This window comes from Pseudomonas sp. P4795 (genome assembly GCF_048822895.1).
Classification (GTDB): Bacteria; Pseudomonadota; Gammaproteobacteria; order Pseudomonadales; family Pseudomonadaceae; genus Aquipseudomonas.
Genome location: NZ_JBMFBT010000005.1, coordinates 448034 through 469488, shown reverse-complemented (window position 1 = coordinate 469488; position 21455 = coordinate 448034). Strand labels below are relative to the sequence as shown.

Genomic DNA, 21455 nt, shown 5'->3' with positions numbered 1-21455 from the left:
TATTTATCGGTTATAAAGTCGCCATTGCTGAATTTGCAAACCTCGTCGGTTTCCCGGAGTCCTGATCGCCATGACCACATTGAAAAGTACCCCCCGCGCTGATGGCTTCTACATGCCGGCCGAGTGGGCGCCGCAAACTCAAACCTGGATGATCTGGCCCGAGCGTCCGGACAACTGGCGTCTGGGTGGCAAGCCAGCGCAAGCGGCTCACGCTGCAGTGGCCAAGGCTATCGCGCGTTTCGAACCGGTTACCGTGGCAGTGTCCGCCGGCCAGTACGAAAACGCCCGCGCGCGCCTCGACGTGCCAAATATTCGTGTGGTCGAGATGTCCAGTGATGACGCCTGGGTGCGCGACAGCGGCCCGACTTTCGTCATCAATAACAGCGGCGAAGTGCGCGGCGTGAACTGGGATTTCAACGCTTGGGGCGGCTTTGATGGCGGACTGTATTCGCCGTGGAATCGCGATTCGCAGGTCGGCGGCAAGATCCTCGAAATCGAGCGCAGCCCGCGTTATCGCACTGAAGGCTTCGTGCTGGAGGGCGGCTCGATTCATGTCGACGGCGAAGGCACGCTGATCACTACCGAAGAATGCCTGCTCAACCGCAATCGCACCCCACACCTGAGCCGCGAAGAAATCGAAGCGGTACTCAGCGCCAATCTGGCTGTGGATAAGATCATCTGGCTGCCGGACGGTCTGTTCAATGACGAAACCGACGGTCATGTGGATAACTTCTGCTGCTACGTGCGCCCGGGCGAAGTGCTGCTGGCGTGGACCGATGATCCACAGGATCCGAACTACCCGCGCTGCCAGGCCGCAATGAAAGTGCTGCAAAACAGCACCGATGCCAAGGGTCGCCCATTTACGGTGCACAAGATGCCGATTCCGGGGCCGCTGTATGCGACCGAGGAAGAGTGCGCTGGCGTCGATCCGGTGGACGGCACTCAGGAGCGTAATCCTGCGGTGCGGCTGGCAGGCTCCTACGTGAACTTCCTGATCGTCAACGGCGGCATCATCGCGCCGAGCTTCAACGATCCGATGGACGGTCCGGCCAGAGAAATTCTGCAGAACCTGTTCCCGCAGCACGAAGTGGTAATGGTGCCGGGCCGTGAACTGTTACTGGGCGGTGGCAATATTCACTGCCTTACCCAACAGCAGCCCGCGCCGCACAAAGAGTGAGTGCCGACGTAACAGCTTGAGTTGATTAAATAATCGCCCAAGCCATCGGCGTTTGAAGAGAAACCCGCAGCCCGACAGGACTGCGGGTTTCTTTATGTCCGCTGGTCGACAATCGCGAAACATTGGCATAGCTCTTGTATTGGTCTGGATGCACAGAGAGTGAAGGACAACTTCAACAATTCTGTCATGAACCTTGGATAACGTAGCCGCTCACGAACGGGGAGGGAGCGCTGAAATGAACGCCGAAGTGAACGTGATCAGCGAGCGAACGTTGCATCCCATGCCTGTGAATACTGAGTCGCTCCAGATTGTCGCGCACTGGTTGAAGTCCAATGGAACGCGTCAGATCAGAGAACCTGATCCGCGCCGGATGATGATCGAGCGTTACCCCGCTGACCTGTTCAGCGAGGCCGAACTGGATGCGTTGTGGGATGTGATGGAGGGATAAGCAGAACGACAAGGATTGGTAAAAGCGCTGCCGGGATGGCAGCGCTTTTTTTTGCGTTAGAAACTGTAAGTCCCGGTCATTACCAGGCTACGCGGCGCGCCCGGTTGAATCTGGAAAGCACTGGTCGCCGAATCGTAATACTCGCGATCAGTGATGTTGTTCAGCGCTGCACGCAGATCCCAATCCTTCATGCGGTAACCGGCCAGCGCATCCCAGCGGCCGTAACCCGGCAGCACCGTGGTGTTGGCATTGTCGGCGTAACGCTGGCCGACCAGGGTCAGACCGGTTTCGGCGTACCAGCCCATCTCCGGTTTCCAGGTCAGGAACAGGCTGCCGTTGCGCTTGGCCACGTTGCTGATGCGTTTGCCTTCCAGGCCGTTGTTGTCTTTGACGATGCTCGCGTCCTGCACACCGACGCCACCGCGCACATACCAGTTGCCGGCAATTTGGCCGGTACCGGTCAACTCGATCCCGCGCGAACGCTGCAAACCGCTCATCACGGTCAGGGTCGGATCGACCGGGTCGGTGGTGCGGCGGTTGTAGAGTTCCAGTTCATAGATCGCCAACGTTGTGCTCAGGCGATCGTCGAGCCAGTCGCTTTTGACGCCGATTTCTTTCTGCTTGGTCAGCTCGGGACTCAGGTCGTTGCTGTTGCCGGCCACACCCGGCGTAATACCGATCAAGCCGCCGCCGACCGGCGAGAAGGTCTTGGTCCACGAGGCATAGAACGAATGATTTTGCAGCGGCGTCCAGACCACACCCACACGCGGGCTGGTGCTGTGGCTGTCACGGTCTTCGGAAATATTGCGCAGCTTGTTGGTCGACTCGATGTCGAAGGTGTCGTAGCGCAGACCGGCGAGAATCTGCCATTGATCGTTCAGACGCAGTTGATCCTGCACGTAGATCGCACGACTTTCGACTTCGGTGTGGCTGCTGCTCGCCACCTGCATGCGTCCGGTGTGGCGCAAGCTGCGATCCGGGTTGTACAGATCCAGCGCTGGCACGGCTTGAATGCCACGGCCGGTGGCGGCGTTGTACAGCGTCGGGTCGCGGCGCTGGCTGCCGGTCTCGACTCCGGTAAGCAGGCGATGCTCGAGGCCGAAGGTGTCGAATCCGCCTTCGAGTTCGAGGTTGTTGTAGATGTTGCGGGTGGTCAGATCCTGCTGCCAGTGCTGACGGGTGACCTTGTTGGTCGCCGGGACATAACCGGTCAGGTAGGTGTTGTCGAAATCGCTGTCGAGCTTGAACACGCCGAGGGTGTGGCGCAGTTGCCAGTTGTCGCTGAGTTCGTAGCTGAGTTTCGAACGCAGGGATTGCGACTTGTCGTCGATGAAATCGTGATCGTTGCCGTAGGTGGTATCGCGGCCGACGTCCGCCGGGCGCCCGTTGACACCCGGAATGCCGCGATCCGGCGTGCGGTTGTAGCGGCTGTATTCGTACTGCACCAGCCAGTTCAAGTCCGGCGTGAGCTGCCAGCTCATCGACGGCGCAAACAGTTTGCGGTTGCCACTGACACCGTCGCGGAAGCTGTTTTCATCCATGTTGCCCATGTTCAGGCGCAGGCTGATGTTCTCGCTCGGGTCGGTGCTGAGGTCGGCGTACAGGCTGCGCAGATCCTCGCTGCCGCCCTGGGCTTCGATGGTCGAGCGGCGGCCGGATTCCGGCATTTTGCTCACGCGGTTGACGATCCCGCCCTGGCTGCCACGACCGTACAGAACCGCCGCCGGGCCTTTGAGCACTTCCACACGCTCGATGTTGTGCAGGTCGCGTTTGTACTGGCTGTCGTCGCGGATGCCGTCCAGATAGAAGTCGTTACTGGCGTCGAAACCACGGATCCGCAGGCTGTCAAAACGCGTGTCGCCACCGCCGCTGACGTTGGGGATCCCGCTCAGCGCATCTTCGATGTCATTGGTGCCGTAATCCGCAACGTTGGCAGTCTTGATCGAATCGATCGCCTGCGGCACGTAGCGCACCGGAGTCGAGGTGCGTGTCGCGGTGTTGCTGACTTTCACTCGCGGGTCGTCGGCCTGCGCTTCGGCGCTGATCGAGGTGGCGGGGAGTTCGGTCGCGGAGTAAGCCAAACCGGAAGACAAAAAGGCAGAAAGACCAAGAGTGACGGGCGTGAGACGGAACGGGGCAGGCATTGATCGGCGCATCCGAAAGGGTAGGGGAATTCGAAGGCGCGAATGGTAATGCTTTGCATTTGCTGTAGTGAATAATTCCTTATAGGTTCCCCGGTTTGATTGTTTCAACTTGTTTCCAGATTGATACAAATTATCAGAGGCGGAATTCGACCGATTGGCGAAACAGACTGGAAGCCAATCCAGCGTTTTTCCGCAACGAGCAAAGGGCTAATGTGCCGCCATCGATTTTTCCCTACTTTCCTGCCGGAGTTTTCCGATGATCCTTCATTACATTTACGACCCGTTGTGCGGCTGGTGCTACGGCGCCAAACCGCTGGTTCAAGCGGCACAAGCAGTACTGCCGGTGATTGCCCACGGCGGCGGAATGATGACCGACGCCAATCGCCAGAACGTTTCACCGCAATTGCGCGATTACGTGATGCCCCACGACCGGCGCATTGCCGAGTTCAGCGGGCAGCCGTTTGGCGAAGCCTATTTCGAAGGGTTGCTGCGCGATCACACCGCGGTGTTCGATTCTGCGCCGCCGATTGCTGCCGTTCTGGCTGCGGAAAAACTCGATGGCCGTGGCTTACAGTTGCTTGGCCGATTGCAGACCGCGCATTACCTCGAAGGTCGGCGGATTGCCGATAAACAAGTGCTGATCGAATTGGCGCTGGAAGTCGGTTATGCAGCGAGCAGCTTCGAAGCCGCGTTCGAATCTGCCGACATCAAGCAGCACATCAAGAACAGCCGCGCATTGCTGGCCAAGGTTGGCGGCCAGGGCTTTCCGACCTTCGCCCTGGAACAGGACGGGCGCTTCACGCTGATCGATATCAGCCCATGGTTAGGCAAGCCGCAGGAATTTGCTGAATGGTTGCGTCAGGCGATTCCTGCCTCGGCGTCGTCCGTTTCCTCGATGGTTTGCACGCCGGACAGCTGCGCCTGAGCCCCACAGAATCACTGATTACCGGCGTTTTCCTGCAATCGGCTATCGCAATAAAGCCTTTCCTTAGACGATTTTTGCCTATTTAAAGACGATTCTTGAAATTGACACATTGTTGAGGGCGCGGCTACGATTCGGCCCAACGCCTGTGGCCAACCGCCATGACTCAAAATAATAAAAAGGCCCGCCATGACTTTGTCGTGGGCGGGCCTTTTTGTTTCGGGGTGAAAAAAGAGCGCGATAGCGCCGTTTCAGCCGTTCGACACAGCGCGTTTCAACCCGTAATAAGGAAAATAAAATGTTGAATAAGCGAATCAGTCTGATCGCTCTGGGGATGTTGAGCGCCACTCAGGCCATGGCTAACGACCAGGCCGAGTCCAAGGGTTTTGTTGAAGACAGCAGCCTCAAAGTGCTGCTGCGCAATGCCTACATCAATCGTGATTACAAAAACGGCAACGATGACAAAGTCGAGTGGGGCCAAGCGGCCATCGGTACGTTCTCGTCCGGTTTCACTCAAGGCACCGTTGGTGTCGGTGTAGACGCCTTCGGTCTGTACGCACTGCGTCTGGACGGCGGCAAGGGTCGCAGCGGCGCCGGCGGTATCGACTTCTTCAAGCAGGGTGATAGCGGCAACGCAGCTGATGATCTGTCCAAGGTTGGCGCAGCGGTCAAATTCCGTGTGTCGAACACAGTGCTGACCTACGGCGACCAGATGCCGGCCCTGCCGGTGCTGAACTACGACAACTCGCGTCTGCTGCCGGAAAGCTACACCGGCACCATGATCTCTTCGCAAGAGATCAAAGGCCTGAAGCTGGATGCCGGTCGTTTCACCGCCGAATCGCGCAAGAGCGCTGAAGGCCGTGACAGCGGTGGTCTGAAAGCGATCAACGTGTTGGGCGGTAGCTACCAGTTCACCGAGCACTTCAAGGGCGCGCTGTACGCTTCCGACGTTGAAGACGTGCTGAAGAAGCAGTACATCAACGCCAACTATGTGTACCCGCTGAACAAGGATCAGTCGCTGACCCTGGACTTCAACGGCTACCGCACCAAGCTGGACAATTCCTATGTCCGCGAAAACGGTGTGACCGGCGACGACAACAAGATCTGGAGCCTGGCAGCGACTTTCGCCACCGGCCCGCACTCGTTCACCGTGGCGCACCAGCGATCCACCGGCGACAGCAACCTGGGTTACGCCTACGGCGGTTACCAGAAAGGTCAGGGTCGGGTCGGTGACGGTGGCAACACCATCTACCTGGCCAACTCCTACTGGTCGGACTTCAACGCCGAAGACGAACGCAGCTGGCAGCTGGGCTACGGCCTGGACTTCGGCGCATTTGGCGTACCGGGTCTGAGCTACAACTTTGCCTATGTCCGTGGCGACAACATCACCACGTCCACCAGCGAAGGCGGCACCGAGCGCGAGATCTTCAACCAGTTCAAGTACGTCGTGCAAAGTGGCCCGGCCAAAGACCTGAGCGTGAAACTGCGCAGCTCGATCCTGCGTGTTTCGCAGAAATCCAGCGAATACAACGTCAGCGGCAACGAGCTGCGTGTGTTCGTCGATTACCCGATCAATATCTTCTGATGATCGGTTGAGTTGTAAAACTCGTAAGAAAACCCCGAATCGCTCGGGGTTTTTTTTCGACTGTTTTTCCCTGAGAGGCGCAAATAACCCGTGTTTTTGTCATTAAAAAGTTGTTTTTCAGCTGCTGCAGATCGCGTTTCAAACGGGGCTTTAAATGCCTGAAATTCTTTCTCATGGACGCAAATTCTCCACCTAATAAATTAGGCCGCTCAACGCAGCGGAGAATTTGGTAATGATCGTTTTAAACAGAGAAGTGGGCGAATCGCTACGGCGCGACAAATACGCCAATGTGCAGGGCGCCGACTTCAATCTATACGGTCATTTCGCCGACTTCGTCAGACTGACCAAAAGTTGGGAAAACATGGAGCCTGACAGCTACTACGGTCAGGCCGAGGCCGGCATGCGTTACCGTCGTTACAGCGACTTCGAGTACAACCCCAAGACTCGCGAACTCACGCAACTTGAACATCGCGCGTACGTGCAATCCAAGGCTAACAACAGTTACGTTGGCGGCGTAGTGCGGCACTTTGCCGACTTTTCTGAAGAAGTCCTGCACTCGCCAGTGATGCGCAGCCTGATCGACACCGATTTCGAAGTGTATAAAAACGTCTTGCCGGAAGAGCTGCACGAGGAAATCTGGCAGTGCCAGATTCACCAGATCCGCATCGAGATCAAACCCGGCAAACAACTTGAAATCACCCCGGAAGGCATTCACTGCGACGGCTATCCGTTCAGCGGTGTGCACTTCTGGGGCCGCAACAATGTCGAGGGTGCGGAGAGTCGTTTGTACGACATCCATGGCGAGCAACTGGCGTCGACCACCTACCAGGAAATCCTCGATACCACGTACTTCCTCGACCGCGACATGCGCCATTACGTAACCCCTGCGCGCAACACGCATTCCCATGCCATGGCGTACCGGCAGATTCTGGCAATCTCCTTCTCGCGGCCCGGGACCGCTTTCGACATTGTTCGCTAATCAGATCACTCAAATCGATGGCGTCGAGTGCTCGACGCCGGTGGTGCTGCGGCGCGCTACGGCCAAGGACGCGCAGCGTATGGAGCGCTTCTTTCGCCAGTTCGACGAGGTGTCGTTCTGCGAATGGCAGGATGCCAAATGCCTGCGCGGCGTGCTGATCCAGAAGACCACCACCTCCTATCTCGCTTTCGACATCCAAGGTGAAATCGTCGGTGCGGTGCTCGGCGGCATGCTCGGCAGTCGTGGCACCATCAACCACTTGGCCGTCAGCCCGCGCTATCGCAGCCAAGGCGTCGGCCAGCGCCTGGTGGAAGCGGCATCCGCCGACATGAAGCGGGTCGGTGTGCTGCGGATGTTTCTGTTCGTCGACGATGCTAACCTCGCGGGCAAGCGTTTTTGGACTGCCCAGGGTTTTTGCGAGCCTCACGGCGAACGGACATTTGAGAGGGATCTATGAATGAAAGGTCCGGCAGTGCGCCGCTGATGGTCAGCCATCAGCCGTCGCGCACGTTTGCCGAAGCCAGTCCGGTGGTGGCCGGTTACTTCACGGTGTCGTTCGTTTTCGGACTGATGGCGGTGAATGCCGGGCTGCCGCTGTGGCTGCCGGTGGCGATGTGCTTGTTCGTGTACGCCGGGGCTTCGCAATTCGCGGCGCTGGCGCTGATCAGCAGCGGCGCGTCGTTGACCACCATTGTGTTGACCACGTTTTTGATCAATGCGCGGCACATGCTGATGTCGGTGTACATGGCCAAGGCCTTGCGCGCATTGGGCCTGAGCCGCATGGAGCGCTGGTGCTACGCCGGCGGGCTGACCGATGAATCGTTCGCCTTTCACAGCGTCAAGCTCGGCAAAGGCGCGCCGGTCAACGTGCGTTATCTGATTGGCTTCAATCTGTTCTGCCACACCTCGTGGGTGCTTGGCGGTCTGCTCGGAGCGCTGTGCGCGCAATATGCAGCGCACCTGATCAAGTATCAGCTGGATTACGCGCTGACCGCGATGATGCTCTATGTGCTGGTCTCGTTGTGCAACACGCGCAATAAACTCATCGCCGCACTGGCCGCAGTCGTATGCATGGGCGCGCTGAGCCTGGTCGGTAGCTCGCCGTTCAATGTCTTCATCGCCACGTTCGTGGGTTGCGGGGTGGGTGTATGCCTGACCAAACGTTCCTGATTCTGGTGGTCGCGCTGATGATGGCCGTGACCTTCCTGCCGCGCGCCTTGCCCCTGCAAATCAACACCGAGCACTGGCCGCCGTTCGTCGCGCGTGCGCTGGAATACTTGCCGGTGGCGATCGTCGCTGCGATCAGCCTGACTCCCTTGTTGATCAAGGATCAGCACATACAGCTCGACCGCCCGGAATTCTACGCAGCGATTCCGACGTTGTTATGTGCGTATTTCAGCAAAAACCTCTTTCTCAGTGTGGCGGTTGGAACGGCTGCGTACATTGCGCTCGGCGCGTTCATGTAGCGGCAGATCGACCACGTCGTTGAGCGCCTTGCCGGACAGATTCGGGTTGTTCACCGCCAGGCGCACTTCGAGGAAATCCTCGAAACCGGGGAAAATCGTCAGGCCGTATTTCTGCGCGGCCTCGCGAGAAACCATGCCGACGGCATCCATTTGCGTGATCAGCGACAGGGTAAGCGTCTCGCTGCACGAATAAATCATGCGCTGGCCGTTCTCGTGATTGCCCAGCCCGGCGTCGAGAAAACGCAAAAAGCTGTGGGAATATGGACAATCTTCTGCAGGACGCACCTGAAACTTGTTGCCGAGCAAGGTCAGCGGATCATTCTCCTGACCACAATGCGCGCCAACCACCTGGACCTGCACTTCCGGCAGGACGATGCTCGGCAGCCCCGGGCGCTGCGGGCCTATCAGCACCGCGAGGTCGAAGTCTTCATTCTTCAGCTTGCTGAGGTTTTCCATCGACTCGGCGTAGCTGAATTCCATCTGATAGTCGGGAAAAACCTCGATCAGCCGTCCGATCATTCGTCGATTGAAGTCCGGCGGCAACGTGTTGTTCAGCGCGACCTTCAAGGTGCGCTGGCCGGGCACCTTCAAGGCTTCCACCTTCTCTTCCATCTGCCGTGTAGCAATCAGCACTCGATCCATATAAGGCGTCAGCTCGGTGCCTTGCGGCGTCAGCGTCAGACCTTTGTTGGAACGGCGAAACAAGCGGAAACCGAACTGTTCTTCGACCTTGTTCAACTGCGCGGCCAACGCCTGCACAGTCAGGCACGAGTGCTCGGCTGCGGCCGACAACGAGCCGGTCTGCACAATGCGCATGAGGTTGCGTAAGGTTCTGCTATCCATGGGTAATGCCCTCTGAAGTGGGCTGGGTATTGTTGAGTACGTCAGTGCCGGTATGGCGCCATATGCTGGCTATATTCCTGTACCTGAGCATAGTTGTCGCGTAATTAGTAGCCAATTGATGTCTCCGCCGATGGCTGGAGGCTGACACAGGATCGGGGTTTTAGGCGACATGGGGGTGATGGGGGTCAAAAAAAGTGCCTGGTTTTGGGGCGTTCGGCTGTTTTGCTGAGGGAAACGGCTGACACGGTTGGCGGGTCTTACCTGCGAGAACTGTGGACGGGTCGTATGGGAAGTTGGGATTGGGCTGATAGCGAGGCGACGACAAAGCGGCTGGAATAAGGCCAAGACGTGCGAACCAGGAACTCAGGAAATCGCACATCAATTGGCAGAGGTGAGAAATGGCTGCGCTATCGAAAACTACAGACGTGTGTTGCCGCATTGACGAGAAGTTAATAGTGCGTGCCACTCAGGTTTTTAATGCCTGCGGACTCACTATCGAAGATGCCATGCGACTGTTCCTCCAACAGGTTGTTTCGAACCAGCGAATGCCTTTTGACGTACGAGTACCTTCAAAGAAGACGGCAAGTGCAATGAGAGAAGCCAGAAATATTTGCCAGCGTTTCGATTTGATAGAGGAAATGTTCAAGTGTCCTGATATGTGAAGAGAAGAATGGCTTTGATACATTTGTGGATAGGTTTTCAATATTTATTCGTATGTGTACTAGCATTGACGTATGCGCAGTAATTTTGGACGACCCTATGCCCACCTCATCCCCAGCCCTGACCCCACGCGAACAACTCGACGTCCCCGAAGCCGGTCGCGTCGCGCTGAAGTTTTTTTTCAACCTCATGGAGCGCTGGGGCTGTAACGCCGAGCAACAAAGGACGCTGCTGGGCGGGGTCGGCAATACGACGTTTTACAAATACAAACACCTGCCGCCGAACGTGCGCTTGCCGCACGACACGCTTGAGCGAATTTCCTACCTGATGGGCATTCACAAGGCGCTGAGCATCATCTTCAGCAATAGTCGCGAGCGCGCTTATACGTGGGTCAGCAGCCCGAATACTGCCGCGCCGTTCAACGGTCAAACCGCACTGGATTACATGCTCGTCGGGCGGGTGGTGGACATCGCCGACGTACGTCGTTATCTCGACGGAGTGCGCGGTTGAAGGCGCCGGCGCTGGTCGATCCGCAATGGCCGCGAGCGTATCGAATCGTCAACAGCAGCTTCCCGCCGATTGCGTTGTTCGAAGATGTGCTCGACCCGGAGGATCTGGAAATCGCCTATGCACTCGAAGCGCTGACCAATGATCGTTTGATCGCACAGGCCGGCGTCCTCGACCGCGTGCGGCCTGAAGACCGGCTCTCTGGCCCCGGTTCAACTCCGGTAATGGCGGCGTTCACCCACATCGGCAAAAGCAGTCGCTTCACCGACGGCACGTTCGGCGTGTATTACGCCGCCAGCAGCCAAGCCGCGGCCATCGCCGAAACCTGTTTCCACCAAGAACGCTTCCTCGCCGCAACCAACGAGGCCGATCTGGAATTGACCATGCGCACCTACATCAATCGCGTGATCAAGCCGCTGCACGACATCCGCCACGATTTTCCGCATTTGCATCAGCCTGATCCCGATGCTTATGGCCCGTCTCAGGCGTTTGCCCGACAGCTTCGAGAAACACTGTCATGGGGCTTGCTCTACGACAGCGTACGTTTGCCCGGCCATGAATGCGTCGCCGCGTTCCGCCCGCCGGCCGTTTCGATTCCGAAGCAGGGCAAACATCTGCGTTATGTTTGGAGTGCGAGTCAGCGCAAGATTTCGTTTGTTTTTGAGGTGAGCGAGGTTTGAAGACTCAATATTTCGAGCTATGGCTGAAACTGATTTTGAGCAAGATATCTATTTTGTAATCATTTTTGACCACTCAAAATCATTTTGAGACATTCTGATCCTTTGGTAGGAATTGGATAAACACGATCGTCGCCTGTGATAGGCCTGCTACATAATCGAAATTATTCATTTGTTTATAGAAATAATCGTTTTTGTGCAAGACGAACTGTTTTTACTCATGGATGATGATCTGCAACAGTTTTTGATCAAATTATTATTCAAGGCGTCTCTCATGACTGAATTACCTGAAAAGCCAGTCGGTGCTGCATGGTTGGCGAGAGACTCTGGGGTAATGCCTATGGCGCGGTTTGCGGTTGTGAGTCAGGTAGGGGGAAGACGATCAACGCAGCTCGAGGACGGATATCGGCTCGAAACCTACCCGGAAAATATGCGTCCAGATCCCGATTTTTTATCGAATCTTCATTTTCATTTGCGTCACGAAGTCATCAATCTTGAATTTTTGAGTCGGCTATTTGCAAAGGTTGGCTGCGAAATGATCCAGCTATGGGTATCAGCAGAACCGACCGGACAATATGCGCGCAGAGCAGCATTTTTATATGAATGGCTGACTGGCGAGACATTGAGGGTACCGGAACGCATCGGTGGCAATTATGTCGATGCTATCAACGCTGCGTTGATGGTCGCGGCCTCTTCAGACCAAATAGTGAAAGTGCCTCGCTGGCGGGTGAACGACAATCTCGCAGGAACTCGTCACTTTTGCCCAACGGTCGTGAAAACAGAAGCAGTGAAATCGGCATCAGATCTCGATGTTCCTCTGCTCTTCGGACAATTGACCCAAGAGTTTGGCGAGGCCCTTCTTTTGCGAGCTGCCGCCTGGATGACGCTCAGAGAGAGCAAGGCCAGTTTTGCCATCGAGGGCGAGGCTGATCGCTCCACACGAATCCAGCGCTTCGCAGATGTCCTGGCAAGACGCACGGGGCAGGGCGAACTGCCTTTGACCGATACTGCATTGGCAGAGATGCAAGAAGAAATACTGGGCACAGTAACGACCCTTACACGGCTGGGAATTCGCCAGTCACCAGTGTTTGTCGGTGAGACTGTCCGTTATCAAGAACTTGTCCATTACGTTGCTCCTCCTGAAGCGGACCTTGAGCAGATGCTGGAGGGCATTCGTGTGTTCCTGAGTCGCACTCAGGGACAATCCCCGGTCATGCGTAGTGCGGTAGCTGCGTTCGCCTTTGTCTATATCCATCCTTTGGCTGACGGAAATGGTCGAGTTCACCGCTTCCTGATTAACGACATCCTTCGCCGCGATGGCGCGATACCCGATCCGGTCATTCTTCCGATTTCCGCAGTTATCACAGATGACTCTGGCGAGCGGCGGGCTTATGACAGTGTTCTGGACCAGGTCTCAAAACCACTGATGCAGAACATTCGTGATCAAGTGAGGTTTGCCAGCACTCGCACGCAATATCCTGATGGTGTGGTCTCGAATATAGAGTTCTCTGATTACGATAAGGCGCGACCGCTATGGCGCTATCCTGATTTAGGTCCTCACGTCGTCTTTATATCCAACATTGTCCGACGCACGATCACTGAGCAAATGCGCGAGGAATCCAAATACTTGCGAAGCCATTCTCAGGCGCGGCTGGCCATTAAAGAGATCGTAGAAATGCCTGATCATCAGGCAGACCGACTGCTACGTTCGATAGAGCAGAATAAAGGTCAGTTGAGCAACGTTCTGGCGAAGGAAATGCCGGTACTCACAAAACCGGAGATCTGGACCTCGATTATCGAGGCGGTAGCGAACGCCATGAGAGAGGAAGGCCCGATAGATAGTAGTGTGATCGGCCGATATCACCCCACCCAACCAGCCGGGAAATGACCCTCTGAGCCAGACTCTTTTCTGTGGGGGCTGGCGGCGTGACATACGACTACAGCATTCCATTTATTACACCGCATCACCAATGAATATGGGCGAGATCGACGATATCGCGCAGGCCGTGGTGTATCTGGGTAACGCGGCGTTTGTGACTGGTGAGATTCTGCACGTGGATGGCGGGCAGAGCGCTGGGCACTGATTGATGCTGTTTTGCAAAGCCCTCGCAGAGATGCGAGGGGTTTTTTTTGCGCGACGGATTATGGTTTCGAACCTGATGCTCCGAGCACTTTGACCGCGTCATCAATCAACGCCTTGCTCAACTCCTGCAAGTATTGCGAAGCACAGGCGTAGAGATCTGGATCGCGTGCGACGTCGGTATCTGAGGTCAGCAGTCTGGAAATGTGCAGCAAATGCGAGGCGTGGGAGAGGGCGGTCGTCACCGGAACGCCGGCGCTGGTGCGAAACAGTGCGTGGTTGGATTGGTAAGAGAAATGGGTGAGGCCGAGGGTTTTCAGATCGTGGGGATTAGTCATGGCTTCACCTTCCGTTTGCTGGGAGGTGGAAGGGGATGCCCTGTGTAGCGGAAGAAGAAATTGTGGTTCGTTCGAAAGCTTTCATGTTCAGACTCCTACATTGCATTGAAGCTGCCGCATTCGTTATCAGGCGAATGGGTGGCAGCTGTACGCAGGCTGATAAACCGGAAATGTAGGAACCCGGCAGACCCGAAGGTCTCCCACGCACAGCCGCCATTGCACGAATGCGCAGGCATAAAAAACGCCGGCAAACGTGATTAGGACGCTGAAGCGCCTACATATTACTCGGGTTATCAGGCCCGGTCGCTGAATTGGCAGCGACGGCTCTGAAGGTAGCTTCCGGCAGGGTGGGGCGCAATCGTGGCCCGGTGGTGGCGGGTGTAACAAGTTATTTGCGTGCAACAGTTATGTTGCATAGGCAACAAATATGTTGCAGAGTCGCTCTACCGAAACGGCGAGTGACGCACATGAAGTACAGCGAGTTTCGGCGATGGTTGAAAGCCCAAGGTGCGGAGTTCCAAACCGGCAAGGGCAGTCACTTCAAGGTTTCCTTGAACGGCAAATCAACTGTGTTTCCCGACCACGGAGCCAAGGAGATGGGTGAAGGGTTGAGAAAATCGATAATCAAGCAGCTGGGCCTCAAGGATTGAGACCCAGCTGTACCCATGAGAGGAAGCGTAATGTTCGAATATGCGTTGGAAGTACACGAGGAGCCGAGCAGTGTCTGGTTGTCCTGCGCAGAAATTCCAGAGATGTACGCCGCTGGCGATACTCTCGGGGAAGCACTCGACGGCGCTATTGATGCGATGGAAACAGCCTTGTCGATTTACGTTGATGATCGCCGGTTGATTCCGACAGGTGATGCGAGAGAGCAGGAAAGTGACGCTGTTTTGCGTCTGCCTGCGCTGACCGCTGCGAAGGTTGCGTTGTGGAATACGCTACTTGAGTCTGGCGTGAGCAAAGCCGAGCTTGCGCGCCGTTTGGGTGTACAACGACCGCAGGTTGATCGCTTGGTCGATTTTCTGCATCACTCAAAGATCGAGAATGTTGAGCGTGCATTGCAGCAGCTTGGACGGCGGATTTCGATCTTGGTGGAAGCTGCTTAGCAGCAACCTCACATTGAATAACGGCCCCCTTGAGCAATAGCTATTTGAGGGTTTTTTTCATATCGGCGGGAATGTCAGATTCCAGAAGCAACAAAGCCCCTGCATTTCTGCAGGGGCTTCGTTTTGTATGGTGCCGGCACCAGGAATCGACCCCGGGACCTACTGATTACAAGGAAGGTTCTTTAAGCAATAAAAACAATGACTTAAGAGATTCATTGTTGCGTGCAGATACGCCAAAAACCGCATGTTTCGGGGGTTGTAGTTCATCTGTTACGTGGCGATTAGCACTCAAAGGTTCTCGGATATTAGGATTGGCATTTCGCGTGACCATTCGCCTAACCCTTCAATATCCAGATCGACACGGAATCGATACCAGCCACCATCCCCGACAGCGTCGAGTTGCTCAATCGAAATAACCTTTCGAACGCAGCGGAGCGGTGTCGTCGGCGGCGTTATTCCGTGGCTGTCTACGTATGGAATGGCGGCCATCCTTATAGCCTCCAGCTTAATTAGACGTGGAAGCCAGGGCGAGCCAAAGAAGCCGACGGAGTATTCACGGATTCGCGTGCCGTAGCTGGGAGCGAAATAAGACTCTCCACGACTCATCGAAAGGCACGTTTTGACTTGTTGAGGTAGTGCTTCCAAGCCTCTTATTCGAGCAAGACTTCCGTTGAGGATTTGAAAATCATGGTCCTCACCCAGCGCCATCGTCATTGGAAGCTGATGAACATCGACCTTCGGAAAACCGGGCTTAACCAGGGTTGTGATGACGCAGTCGTTGCCGGTTTTCGACCATGATGGCGCGGCCAACAGTTCGCGGCCGTCTCCAAGTTCATTGACGAGCACGTATTTGTCATAAGGATCCGCGCTTTCGAACTGGTCGATGTATCTCAACAGTTCAGAAAGATCTCCTATAACGAAATGTTCTACGCGATAGCTCCACTTGCTCCGTTCTGCAGCTACCAAATCACCAACGAAGACTATCGACGGGCCGATTGCTATGAAGTCGAAAGCGTTTCGGCCAGGGTTCAAACCGGAAATTTCGAGGTTAATACGCGCCTCGTGTTCTGCTTTCATCGCGTGGAGAACGTGAGGGGGATAGACAGAGGGATTAACATCGATGAGACGAGCGTGAATTTTGCACATCCATATCCCGTTGTTGATGCTACTCCGCTGCTCTGGGGTCAGAGTGGGGTCGTACCGCGCGCCTCCAGGCGCAGCAGCGGTGATATGGGCAGCCTCGCCAATGCTTATGGTTTTGTTGATAGCTGAATCGCTGGGGCCAATGGTTGTCTTGTCGCAGTTTGTATATGAACAACGGTAGGCAACGCGCAGTGCAAGAATGCTTTTTGTAGAAGGGCTGAACTCATCTCGCTCAGATTTAGCGCTGCGTCCTTTGCTTGGTTCGTCAGTTCTCATGCCTTGCTTCCCTACGTTGGCGGGCCGTGGCTTGTCAGCTTAGCTTTTACGCGGCTGCCTTCGTTATTTTTTGAAGGCAGCCGTCCCTCTCGGATCGTGGAGTCAGTCAGCAGAGGGTGAAACGATAGGGACACTGTGGTCGTACACGTCCATCATCTTCGCGTCACGGTGGCCACTCGCTTCCTGTTTGTCTGCCCTGGTGCCGGTCGTGTCAGTGATGCCGCGCCGTTTCAGATCGTGTAGCGCGAAGTGATCTTTCGCGTGGAAAAAGGGGACGGATTTATTTTCTTCCAATTGGCCATATTCATTCAAACGCCAGATACCATAAAGCCCCGAGTTACGGGGCTTTGTGCTGTGATGATGAGTCTGGACTTACTGACTTGTAATCAGTTGGTCAATTACCTGGGCGCCTCTGCGTATCAACGATCACCATTCCTCACGACGCTCCGAATGCTGGTGAAGAATACGGAATACCATCACGCGGTCACCTTGCAAGCGATAGGTAGCTCGATACGGATACGTGGTGATAATCAGCTCTCGGCAGTCGGGCACTGGAGATGCTTTTCCTGCATTCGGAAAACGCTCCAGCATTTCCAGGCAGTTGAGAATGTGGAAGACGGCTGCCTCCCCCAACTCCACGCCGACTAAACTTTCGTAATGTTCGTATATTCCATCTAGGTCACTTTCCGCTTTGCTGCTTAATGCGATCTTCGGCACGTTTTACCCATTTAGCCTTTACGGCATCCAAATCAGTGACGTTGCCTGCATCAGCATCTGCAATGCCTTCCTGCACGGCTTTGAAATGCCAGGATTCATCGGCCACGTAGCGGCTCAAAGCCCGCTGCAGGTGGTATTGACGATCTCGCTCGGTCGCCTGCGCCAGTTGATCCAACTCGCTGGCAAGTTCGGGCTTTACTCGGAAAGACAGAACGGGAGAGGCTGCCATAACGTTGCTCCATACATTTTCTGTATACGCTGTGTACACGGTATGCAAACGTTATGCTTCGGCTGGTGGTCGGTCAATAGCAATTTGTCGGTTTGGAGAAGGGGAAGGGGAAGGATTTACAGGCGAGCGACGGGGTTGCATTGACCCAGAAACAACAAAGCCCCTGCATTTCTGCAGGGGCTTTGTTTTGTATGGTGCCGGCACCAGGAGTCGAACCCGGGACCTACTGATTACAAGTCAGTTGCTCTACCAACTGAGCTATACCGGCGTGTGGGCGACGATTATAGCCATTGGGAAAATTCTGTAAACCCCTGAATTCAGACTATTTTTGCACAGGCTCAAATTCAGGCCCGGCGCAGGACTTTGCGCAGTTTCTGGATGGCGCGCCAGGCGCGGTTGTTCTGGATGGCGCGCAGTTGGGCTTCGGCGTGTTCGGCGCGTTGTGTGGCGGCGCTGATCTGCTCCAGGGCGGCGGCTTCGTTGGGGCCGACGGGGTGGGCGAAGGGGTGGCCGAGGCAGAGCTGGAAGTTGTCGAGCTGGCAGGGTGGCATCTCGAATGCCGGTTTCAGGTTGATGTGTTCATTGGCCAGGAAGTAGCTGTTGAGGCCGTCGAAGCAGACGTTTTGGTAGCCGGCGTCGGTGACCAGGTGTTCCCAGGTGTGGTCGCGCTCGAACGGGGTTTCGATGAGGATGATCCACGGGCGGAAGCGGCTGAAATCCATGCCGCGCAGCACGGTTTCTTCGTGGCCTTCGACGTCGATTTTCAGAAAGTGGATTGGGCGCTCGCTGGCGTGTTCTTCGCAGATCGAGGTCAGGGTACGGGCCTTGACGGTCAGGCTGCGGACGTCGAAGCCGAGATCGCGGCGCTCCTGAGCCACGACCGGGTCGGCAGTGGACAGGCCGGTGCCGGGAATGCCGTAGAACGTGACTTCGCCGGGCTGATCGCTGGCGATGCATTGCAGCGTGGTGTCGCGGGGGCGCTGTTGGCGGAGGGCGTCGTGAAAGTTTTGCATCGGCTCGACGTTGATGCCGCTCCAGCCGCGATCGTAAAAGGCTTTGGTAACGGAATCGTGAAGCGGATCGTTGGCGCCGACATCGATATAGAAGCCGTTTTCGAAGAATTTGAGTGCCCGCCACAAGCGGATGTCTTCGAAATTCTGTGCGTAAGAAATGAACGTCACGGTGGCTTCCTGTCGGTCAGATTTTTCTTTTTCGAGTGTGCGCTACCTGCACGGCGTAAACCTGTATAGCAAGGGTAGATAGGGGGCGCAATTGTGCATTGCACAGGTCCGCAATTCGGCGGTTATGTCCTTTTGCTTGGAGGCTTATGCACAACGGGCTGGCCTATAAGCGCACTCAAGGCGAATTTTGTGAACGCATTCTCATTTGTCTCGCAAATCCCTGTTTTACTGGTTTTTTATTCATGTGAACAAAAAATGACCAGTACTGTTAATGGCGTGAAACAGGCGTGGATATTGGATCCAGGATAATTTCATCAACAGAGTTATCCACAGGCTGTAAAGATTTAAATGCGTTCGGCCACTAGCAAAAAATTGCGCGGAGTGAGATGTGCGTCGCAGAAGGTCCCAAGCCGTACGTCATATCCCTGTTCGGCGAGGAAAAGCGCCCGATCCAGGTTCAGCCAAAGCTCTAACGGCCGTCGGAATAATCCGCGCAGCAGTTCCAGGTTGCGAACTTCGGCTAATCGCTGCCAACCGGCGGTTTCGAGAGCCAGCCAATTTTGCTCGCCGATTGTGGATAACTCTTTCAGCGCGCCCAAGTCGCGACAGTAATCGGCAAAAGGTTTTTCCAGCCAGGCGCTGGGCAGGGAAGGCGTTGGCAAGTATTCATCGACGCCACGTACTTTGCGTTGCAACGAATCGAAGGCAAGGCGCCGGGCCATGGAGGTGTCGCGCTGACGTCGGATGCGGGCACCTGCGGTGACCGTTTCGCTCATCGGCAGCGCCAGATCTTCCCGCGACAGCTGTAGGGCGGATTCTGCACCGGCCGAGGAAAGCGCCTGATATTGAGTGAGACTGATCCGGTTGTAACAGCACGGTGCAAGCGCCAGTTGTCGGCAACCGGCGGCGCTGGCCAGTTGCATCAGCCGCACATGCAGATCGCCACAGGCGTGCAGGGCGACGGGCGTGTGATTGGCGCTTAGCAGCACAGCGGCGTCAGCAGCCAGAACATCCTGCTCGACGTGCAATGCGTGCAGATGATGACGTTGGCTCAATGCCTGACCGCTGGCGATCAGCGCCGGGTCGTATTCCACACAGGTGAGTTGTTGTCCGCGGCTCAACAGGCGTCGGCCCAAGTGACCTTTGCCCGAGCACCAATCCAGCCAGTGCTGTGGCGTTGAGCTAAACGACAGGCAACCTGCGAACGCTTCGATCTGCTGCAACTTGCGCCCCGGCACATCGACGTTCAAGCGATGACCTGCCGCCTCGAGCGCATGGGTCGGCAATTCCCCAACTGCGCTCAGCTCAAGTGACAGCGCGGCTAACGTTGCGAATGGCTCCGGCGCATCAACAAGATCGGCAGGCTGGTTATGCGCACTTTCCGCGTCCTCCAGCGATCGCCCACGTAGCCACGCAGACAGTTCGGGGTAGGAGGTTTCCCACGGAAGCGCAAGATGAGTGAACGGTCGAGGTTTCCACAATGCTTGATGCATTGCGAGAAACGCATCCAGCGCGGTGAAGCGGGCGAGTAGTTCCTCGCCCGTCAGCACGTGGGAAGAATCAACGCCCTTGGCAGGCATCAACGCGCAGCCAGCGTTCCAGCAGTTTGAATCCGCGAACCAGCACGTAGGACATCAGCAGATAGAACACGCCGGCAGCGAAGAAAATCTCCACCGGCAGGTAAGTGCGGGCAATGATCGTGCGGGCCATGCCGGTCAGTTCCAGCAACGTTACGGTGCTGGCCAGGGCGCTGGCCTTGAGCATCAGGATCACTTCATTGCTGTAGGCCGGCAGGCCGATGCGCGCCGCGCGCGGCAGGATGATGTAGAACAGCGCCTTGGGCCGGGACATGCCCAGCGCCCGTGCCGCTTCGATCTCGCCCGGCGGAATCGCCTGAATCGCGCCGCGCAGGATCTCGGCGATGTACGCGGCCGTGTGCAGAGTCATGGTCGCGGTGGCGCACCAGAACGGATCGCGCAGGTACGGCCACATCGAGCTGTTACGCACCGCGTCGAACTGCGCCAGTCCGTAGTAGACCAGGAACAATTGCACCAGCAGCGGTGTGCCACGGAAAAAGAAGATGTAGGCGTAGGGAAAAGCGCGCACGTACCAAAGTTTCGAAGAGCGGGCGATGCCCAGTGGAATCGCCAGCAGCAGCCCGGCGATCACGGCGATGGCCACCAGCTCCAGGGTCAGGGTCGCGCCCTGCGCCAGCTTCGGCAGCCATTTGATGATTACTTCCCATTTAAAGTCAGCCCAATTCATTAAGCGCTCCTCGCGAAGCCACGGGCGGCGCGTTTTTCCAGGAAGTGCATGCCAGTCATCGCCAGTACTGTAAGGCCGAGGTACATGAATGCGGCGACCATATAGAAGGTGAACGGCTGCTTGGACACGGTCACGCCGATTTGCGCGTGACGCATGATTTCTTCCAGGCCGATCACCGATACCAGTGCGGTGTCTTTCATCAGGATCATGAACAGGTTGCCGAGGCCGGGCAGGGCGATGCGCCACATCTGCGGCATGATCAGGCGCGTGAAGATCCGCACTTTCGACATGCCCAACGCGACGCCAGCCTCACGGTGGCCCTTGGGAATCGCGAGAATCGCGCCACGAAACACCTCTGTGGCGTAGGCGCCGAAGCACAGGCCCAGCGCGATCACGCCGGCGGCGAAGGCATTGAGTTCCAGATCGGGGTTGCCGAAGAACTCACCGAGGGCGCGCATCAGGTTGACCGTACCGAAGTAGATCAACAGCACCCAGAGCAATTCCGGGATGCCGCGCACCAGGGTCGAATAGGTTCCGCCAAGCCATTGCAGTGGCTTGTACGGGGAAGTTTTGGCCAAGGCGCCGAGCAGACCGAGCACCAGACCCAGGCACAGGGCCGTGAGTGCCAGTTTGACGGTCATCAGCGCGCCAGCGGCAAGCGCCGGGCCGAATCCGTAGAGGTCGATAATCATGGATTTCTTTTCAAATCGCG

Annotated in this window: 24 protein-coding genes, 1 tRNA gene and 2 pseudogenes; 15 read left to right on the top strand and 12 right to left on the bottom strand. The window is 56.3% G+C overall.

From position 1 onward, the window contains the following. Window positions 1–70: 70 nt before the first annotated feature. A complete protein-coding gene (aguA, locus tag ACOI8A_RS17225; protein WP_420646788.1) occupies window positions 71–1177 on the top strand; it encodes an agmatine deiminase in 1107 nt (368 codons plus the stop codon). Window positions 1178–1412: 235 nt separating this feature from the next. Beyond that, complete coding sequence (locus ACOI8A_RS17220; protein ID WP_420646789.1) at window positions 1413–1625, top strand: hypothetical protein; 213 nt, start codon at window positions 1413–1415, stop codon at window positions 1623–1625. A gap of 56 nt (window positions 1626–1681) precedes the next feature. Here ACOI8A_RS17220 and ACOI8A_RS17215 read toward each other — a convergent pair whose 3' ends face one another. Beyond that, window positions 1682–3769, bottom strand: coding sequence for a TonB-dependent receptor (locus ACOI8A_RS17215; RefSeq protein WP_420646790.1), 2088 nt, complete (start codon window positions 3767–3769; stop codon window positions 1682–1684). 256 nt (window positions 3770–4025) lie between these two features. Between ACOI8A_RS17215 and ACOI8A_RS17210 the strand changes: the two genes are divergently transcribed. From ACOI8A_RS17210 to ACOI8A_RS17185, 6 genes are all read left to right on the top strand, one after another. Further along, the gene (locus ACOI8A_RS17210; protein ID WP_420646791.1) at window positions 4026–4694 is read left to right on the top strand and encodes a DsbA family protein; all 669 of its coding nucleotides are present in this window, start codon (window positions 4026–4028) and stop codon (window positions 4692–4694) included. A gap of 295 nt (window positions 4695–4989) precedes the next feature. Beyond that, window positions 4990–6276 carry an OprD family porin gene (locus ACOI8A_RS17205; RefSeq protein WP_420646792.1) on the top strand — a complete coding sequence of 429 codons (1287 nt, stop codon included), beginning with the start codon at window positions 4990–4992 and terminating at the stop codon, window positions 6274–6276. Window positions 6277–6508: 232 nt separating this feature from the next. After that, window positions 6509–7255: a 2OG-Fe dioxygenase family protein gene (locus tag ACOI8A_RS17200; RefSeq protein WP_420646793.1), complete on the top strand. Its 747-nt coding sequence runs from the start codon at window positions 6509–6511 to the stop codon at window positions 7253–7255. Window positions 7256–7334: 79 nt separating this feature from the next. Beyond that, entirely contained in the window at window positions 7335–7712 is a 378-nt protein-coding gene (locus tag ACOI8A_RS17195) for a GNAT family N-acetyltransferase (RefSeq protein ID WP_420647164.1), read from the top strand. After that, the gene (locus ACOI8A_RS17190; RefSeq protein ID WP_420646794.1) at window positions 7709–8425 is read left to right on the top strand and encodes an AzlC family ABC transporter permease; all 717 of its coding nucleotides are present in this window, start codon (window positions 7709–7711) and stop codon (window positions 8423–8425) included. The genes ACOI8A_RS17195 and ACOI8A_RS17190 overlap by 4 nt, the downstream gene beginning before the upstream one ends. After that, the gene (locus tag ACOI8A_RS17185) at window positions 8404–8721 is read left to right on the top strand and encodes an AzlD domain-containing protein (RefSeq protein ID WP_420646795.1); all 318 of its coding nucleotides are present in this window, start codon (window positions 8404–8406) and stop codon (window positions 8719–8721) included. Before ACOI8A_RS17190 ends, ACOI8A_RS17185 begins: the two co-directional genes overlap by 22 nt. Here the strand turns inward: ACOI8A_RS17185 and ACOI8A_RS17180 are convergent. Beyond that, complete coding sequence (locus tag ACOI8A_RS17180) at window positions 8638–9564, bottom strand: LysR family transcriptional regulator (protein WP_420646796.1); 927 nt, start codon at window positions 9562–9564, stop codon at window positions 8638–8640. The genes ACOI8A_RS17185 and ACOI8A_RS17180 overlap by 84 nt on opposite strands. A gap of 398 nt (window positions 9565–9962) precedes the next feature. On the opposite strand from ACOI8A_RS17180, the gene ACOI8A_RS17175 reads away from it, so the two are divergent. The 5 genes and pseudogenes from ACOI8A_RS17175 to ACOI8A_RS17155 all read left to right on the top strand — a co-directional run. Next, window positions 9963–10226 (top strand): type II toxin-antitoxin system RelB/DinJ family antitoxin, encoded by a 264-nt coding sequence (locus ACOI8A_RS17175; protein WP_420646797.1) that lies wholly within the window; start codon window positions 9963–9965, stop codon window positions 10224–10226. 97 nt (window positions 10227–10323) lie between these two features. Next, complete coding sequence (locus ACOI8A_RS17170) at window positions 10324–10734, top strand: MbcA/ParS/Xre antitoxin family protein (RefSeq protein WP_420646798.1); 411 nt, start codon at window positions 10324–10326, stop codon at window positions 10732–10734. After that, window positions 10731–11411, top strand: a complete 681-nt coding sequence (locus tag ACOI8A_RS17165) for an RES family NAD+ phosphorylase (protein WP_420646799.1) — start codon at window positions 10731–10733, stop codon at window positions 11409–11411. Before ACOI8A_RS17170 ends, ACOI8A_RS17165 begins: the two co-directional genes overlap by 4 nt. 217 nt (window positions 11412–11628) lie before the next feature. Next, window positions 11629–13296: a Fic family protein gene (locus ACOI8A_RS17160; protein ID WP_420646800.1), complete on the top strand. Its 1668-nt coding sequence runs from the start codon at window positions 11629–11631 to the stop codon at window positions 13294–13296. An 85-nt stretch (window positions 13297–13381) separates the two neighbouring features. Then, window positions 13382–13492 (top strand): annotated as a pseudogene (locus tag ACOI8A_RS17155) (3-oxoacyl-ACP reductase); the annotation flags it as partial. Window positions 13493–13550: 58 nt separating this feature from the next. Here the strand turns inward: ACOI8A_RS17155 and ACOI8A_RS17150 are convergent. After that, window positions 13551–13826: a DUF3077 domain-containing protein gene (locus ACOI8A_RS17150; protein ID WP_420646801.1), complete on the bottom strand. Its 276-nt coding sequence runs from the start codon at window positions 13824–13826 to the stop codon at window positions 13551–13553. A 467-nt stretch (window positions 13827–14293) separates the two neighbouring features. On the opposite strand from ACOI8A_RS17150, the gene ACOI8A_RS17145 reads away from it, so the two are divergent. Further along, a complete protein-coding gene (locus ACOI8A_RS17145; protein ID WP_420646802.1) occupies window positions 14294–14476 on the top strand; it encodes a type II toxin-antitoxin system HicA family toxin in 183 nt (60 codons plus the stop codon). 30 nt (window positions 14477–14506) lie between these two features. Then, window positions 14507–14932: a type II toxin-antitoxin system HicB family antitoxin gene (locus tag ACOI8A_RS17140; protein WP_420646803.1), complete on the top strand. Its 426-nt coding sequence runs from the start codon at window positions 14507–14509 to the stop codon at window positions 14930–14932. Between the two features lie 288 nt (window positions 14933–15220). Here ACOI8A_RS17140 and ACOI8A_RS17135 read toward each other — a convergent pair whose 3' ends face one another. From ACOI8A_RS17135 to ACOI8A_RS17095, 9 genes and pseudogenes are all read right to left on the bottom strand, one after another. Further along, on the bottom strand, window positions 15221–16351 hold the full coding sequence (locus tag ACOI8A_RS17135; RefSeq protein WP_420646804.1) for a hypothetical protein: 1131 nt from the start codon (window positions 16349–16351) through the stop codon (window positions 15221–15223). Window positions 16352–16453: 102 nt separating this feature from the next. Then, a pseudogene (locus ACOI8A_RS17130) lies at window positions 16454–16606 on the bottom strand (integrase); the annotation flags it as partial. Window positions 16607–16777: 171 nt separating this feature from the next. Beyond that, on the bottom strand, window positions 16778–17068 hold the full coding sequence (locus ACOI8A_RS17125) for a type II toxin-antitoxin system RelE/ParE family toxin (protein ID WP_420646805.1): 291 nt from the start codon (window positions 17066–17068) through the stop codon (window positions 16778–16780). Then, window positions 17031–17297, bottom strand: a complete 267-nt coding sequence (locus ACOI8A_RS17120) for a CopG family ribbon-helix-helix protein (protein ID WP_420646806.1) — start codon at window positions 17295–17297, stop codon at window positions 17031–17033. The genes ACOI8A_RS17125 and ACOI8A_RS17120 overlap by 38 nt, the downstream gene beginning before the upstream one ends. Window positions 17298–17489: 192 nt before the next feature. Continuing rightward, window positions 17490–17565, bottom strand: a tRNA-Thr gene (locus ACOI8A_RS17115). A gap of 76 nt (window positions 17566–17641) precedes the next feature. Beyond that, window positions 17642–18478 (bottom strand): FkbM family methyltransferase, encoded by an 837-nt coding sequence (locus ACOI8A_RS17110; protein ID WP_420651270.1) that lies wholly within the window; start codon window positions 18476–18478, stop codon window positions 17642–17644. A gap of 344 nt (window positions 18479–18822) precedes the next feature. Further along, on the bottom strand, window positions 18823–20058 hold the full coding sequence (locus tag ACOI8A_RS17105; RefSeq protein ID WP_420646808.1) for a methyltransferase: 1236 nt from the start codon (window positions 20056–20058) through the stop codon (window positions 18823–18825). Continuing rightward, window positions 20039–20743 (bottom strand): ABC transporter permease, encoded by a 705-nt coding sequence (locus ACOI8A_RS17100; protein ID WP_420646809.1) that lies wholly within the window; start codon window positions 20741–20743, stop codon window positions 20039–20041. Before ACOI8A_RS17100 ends, ACOI8A_RS17105 begins: the two co-directional genes overlap by 20 nt. After that, window positions 20743–21435, bottom strand: coding sequence for an ABC transporter permease (locus ACOI8A_RS17095; protein ID WP_420646810.1), 693 nt, complete (start codon window positions 21433–21435; stop codon window positions 20743–20745). The genes ACOI8A_RS17100 and ACOI8A_RS17095 overlap by 1 nt, the downstream gene beginning before the upstream one ends. Window positions 21436–21455 lie beyond the last annotated feature (20 nt).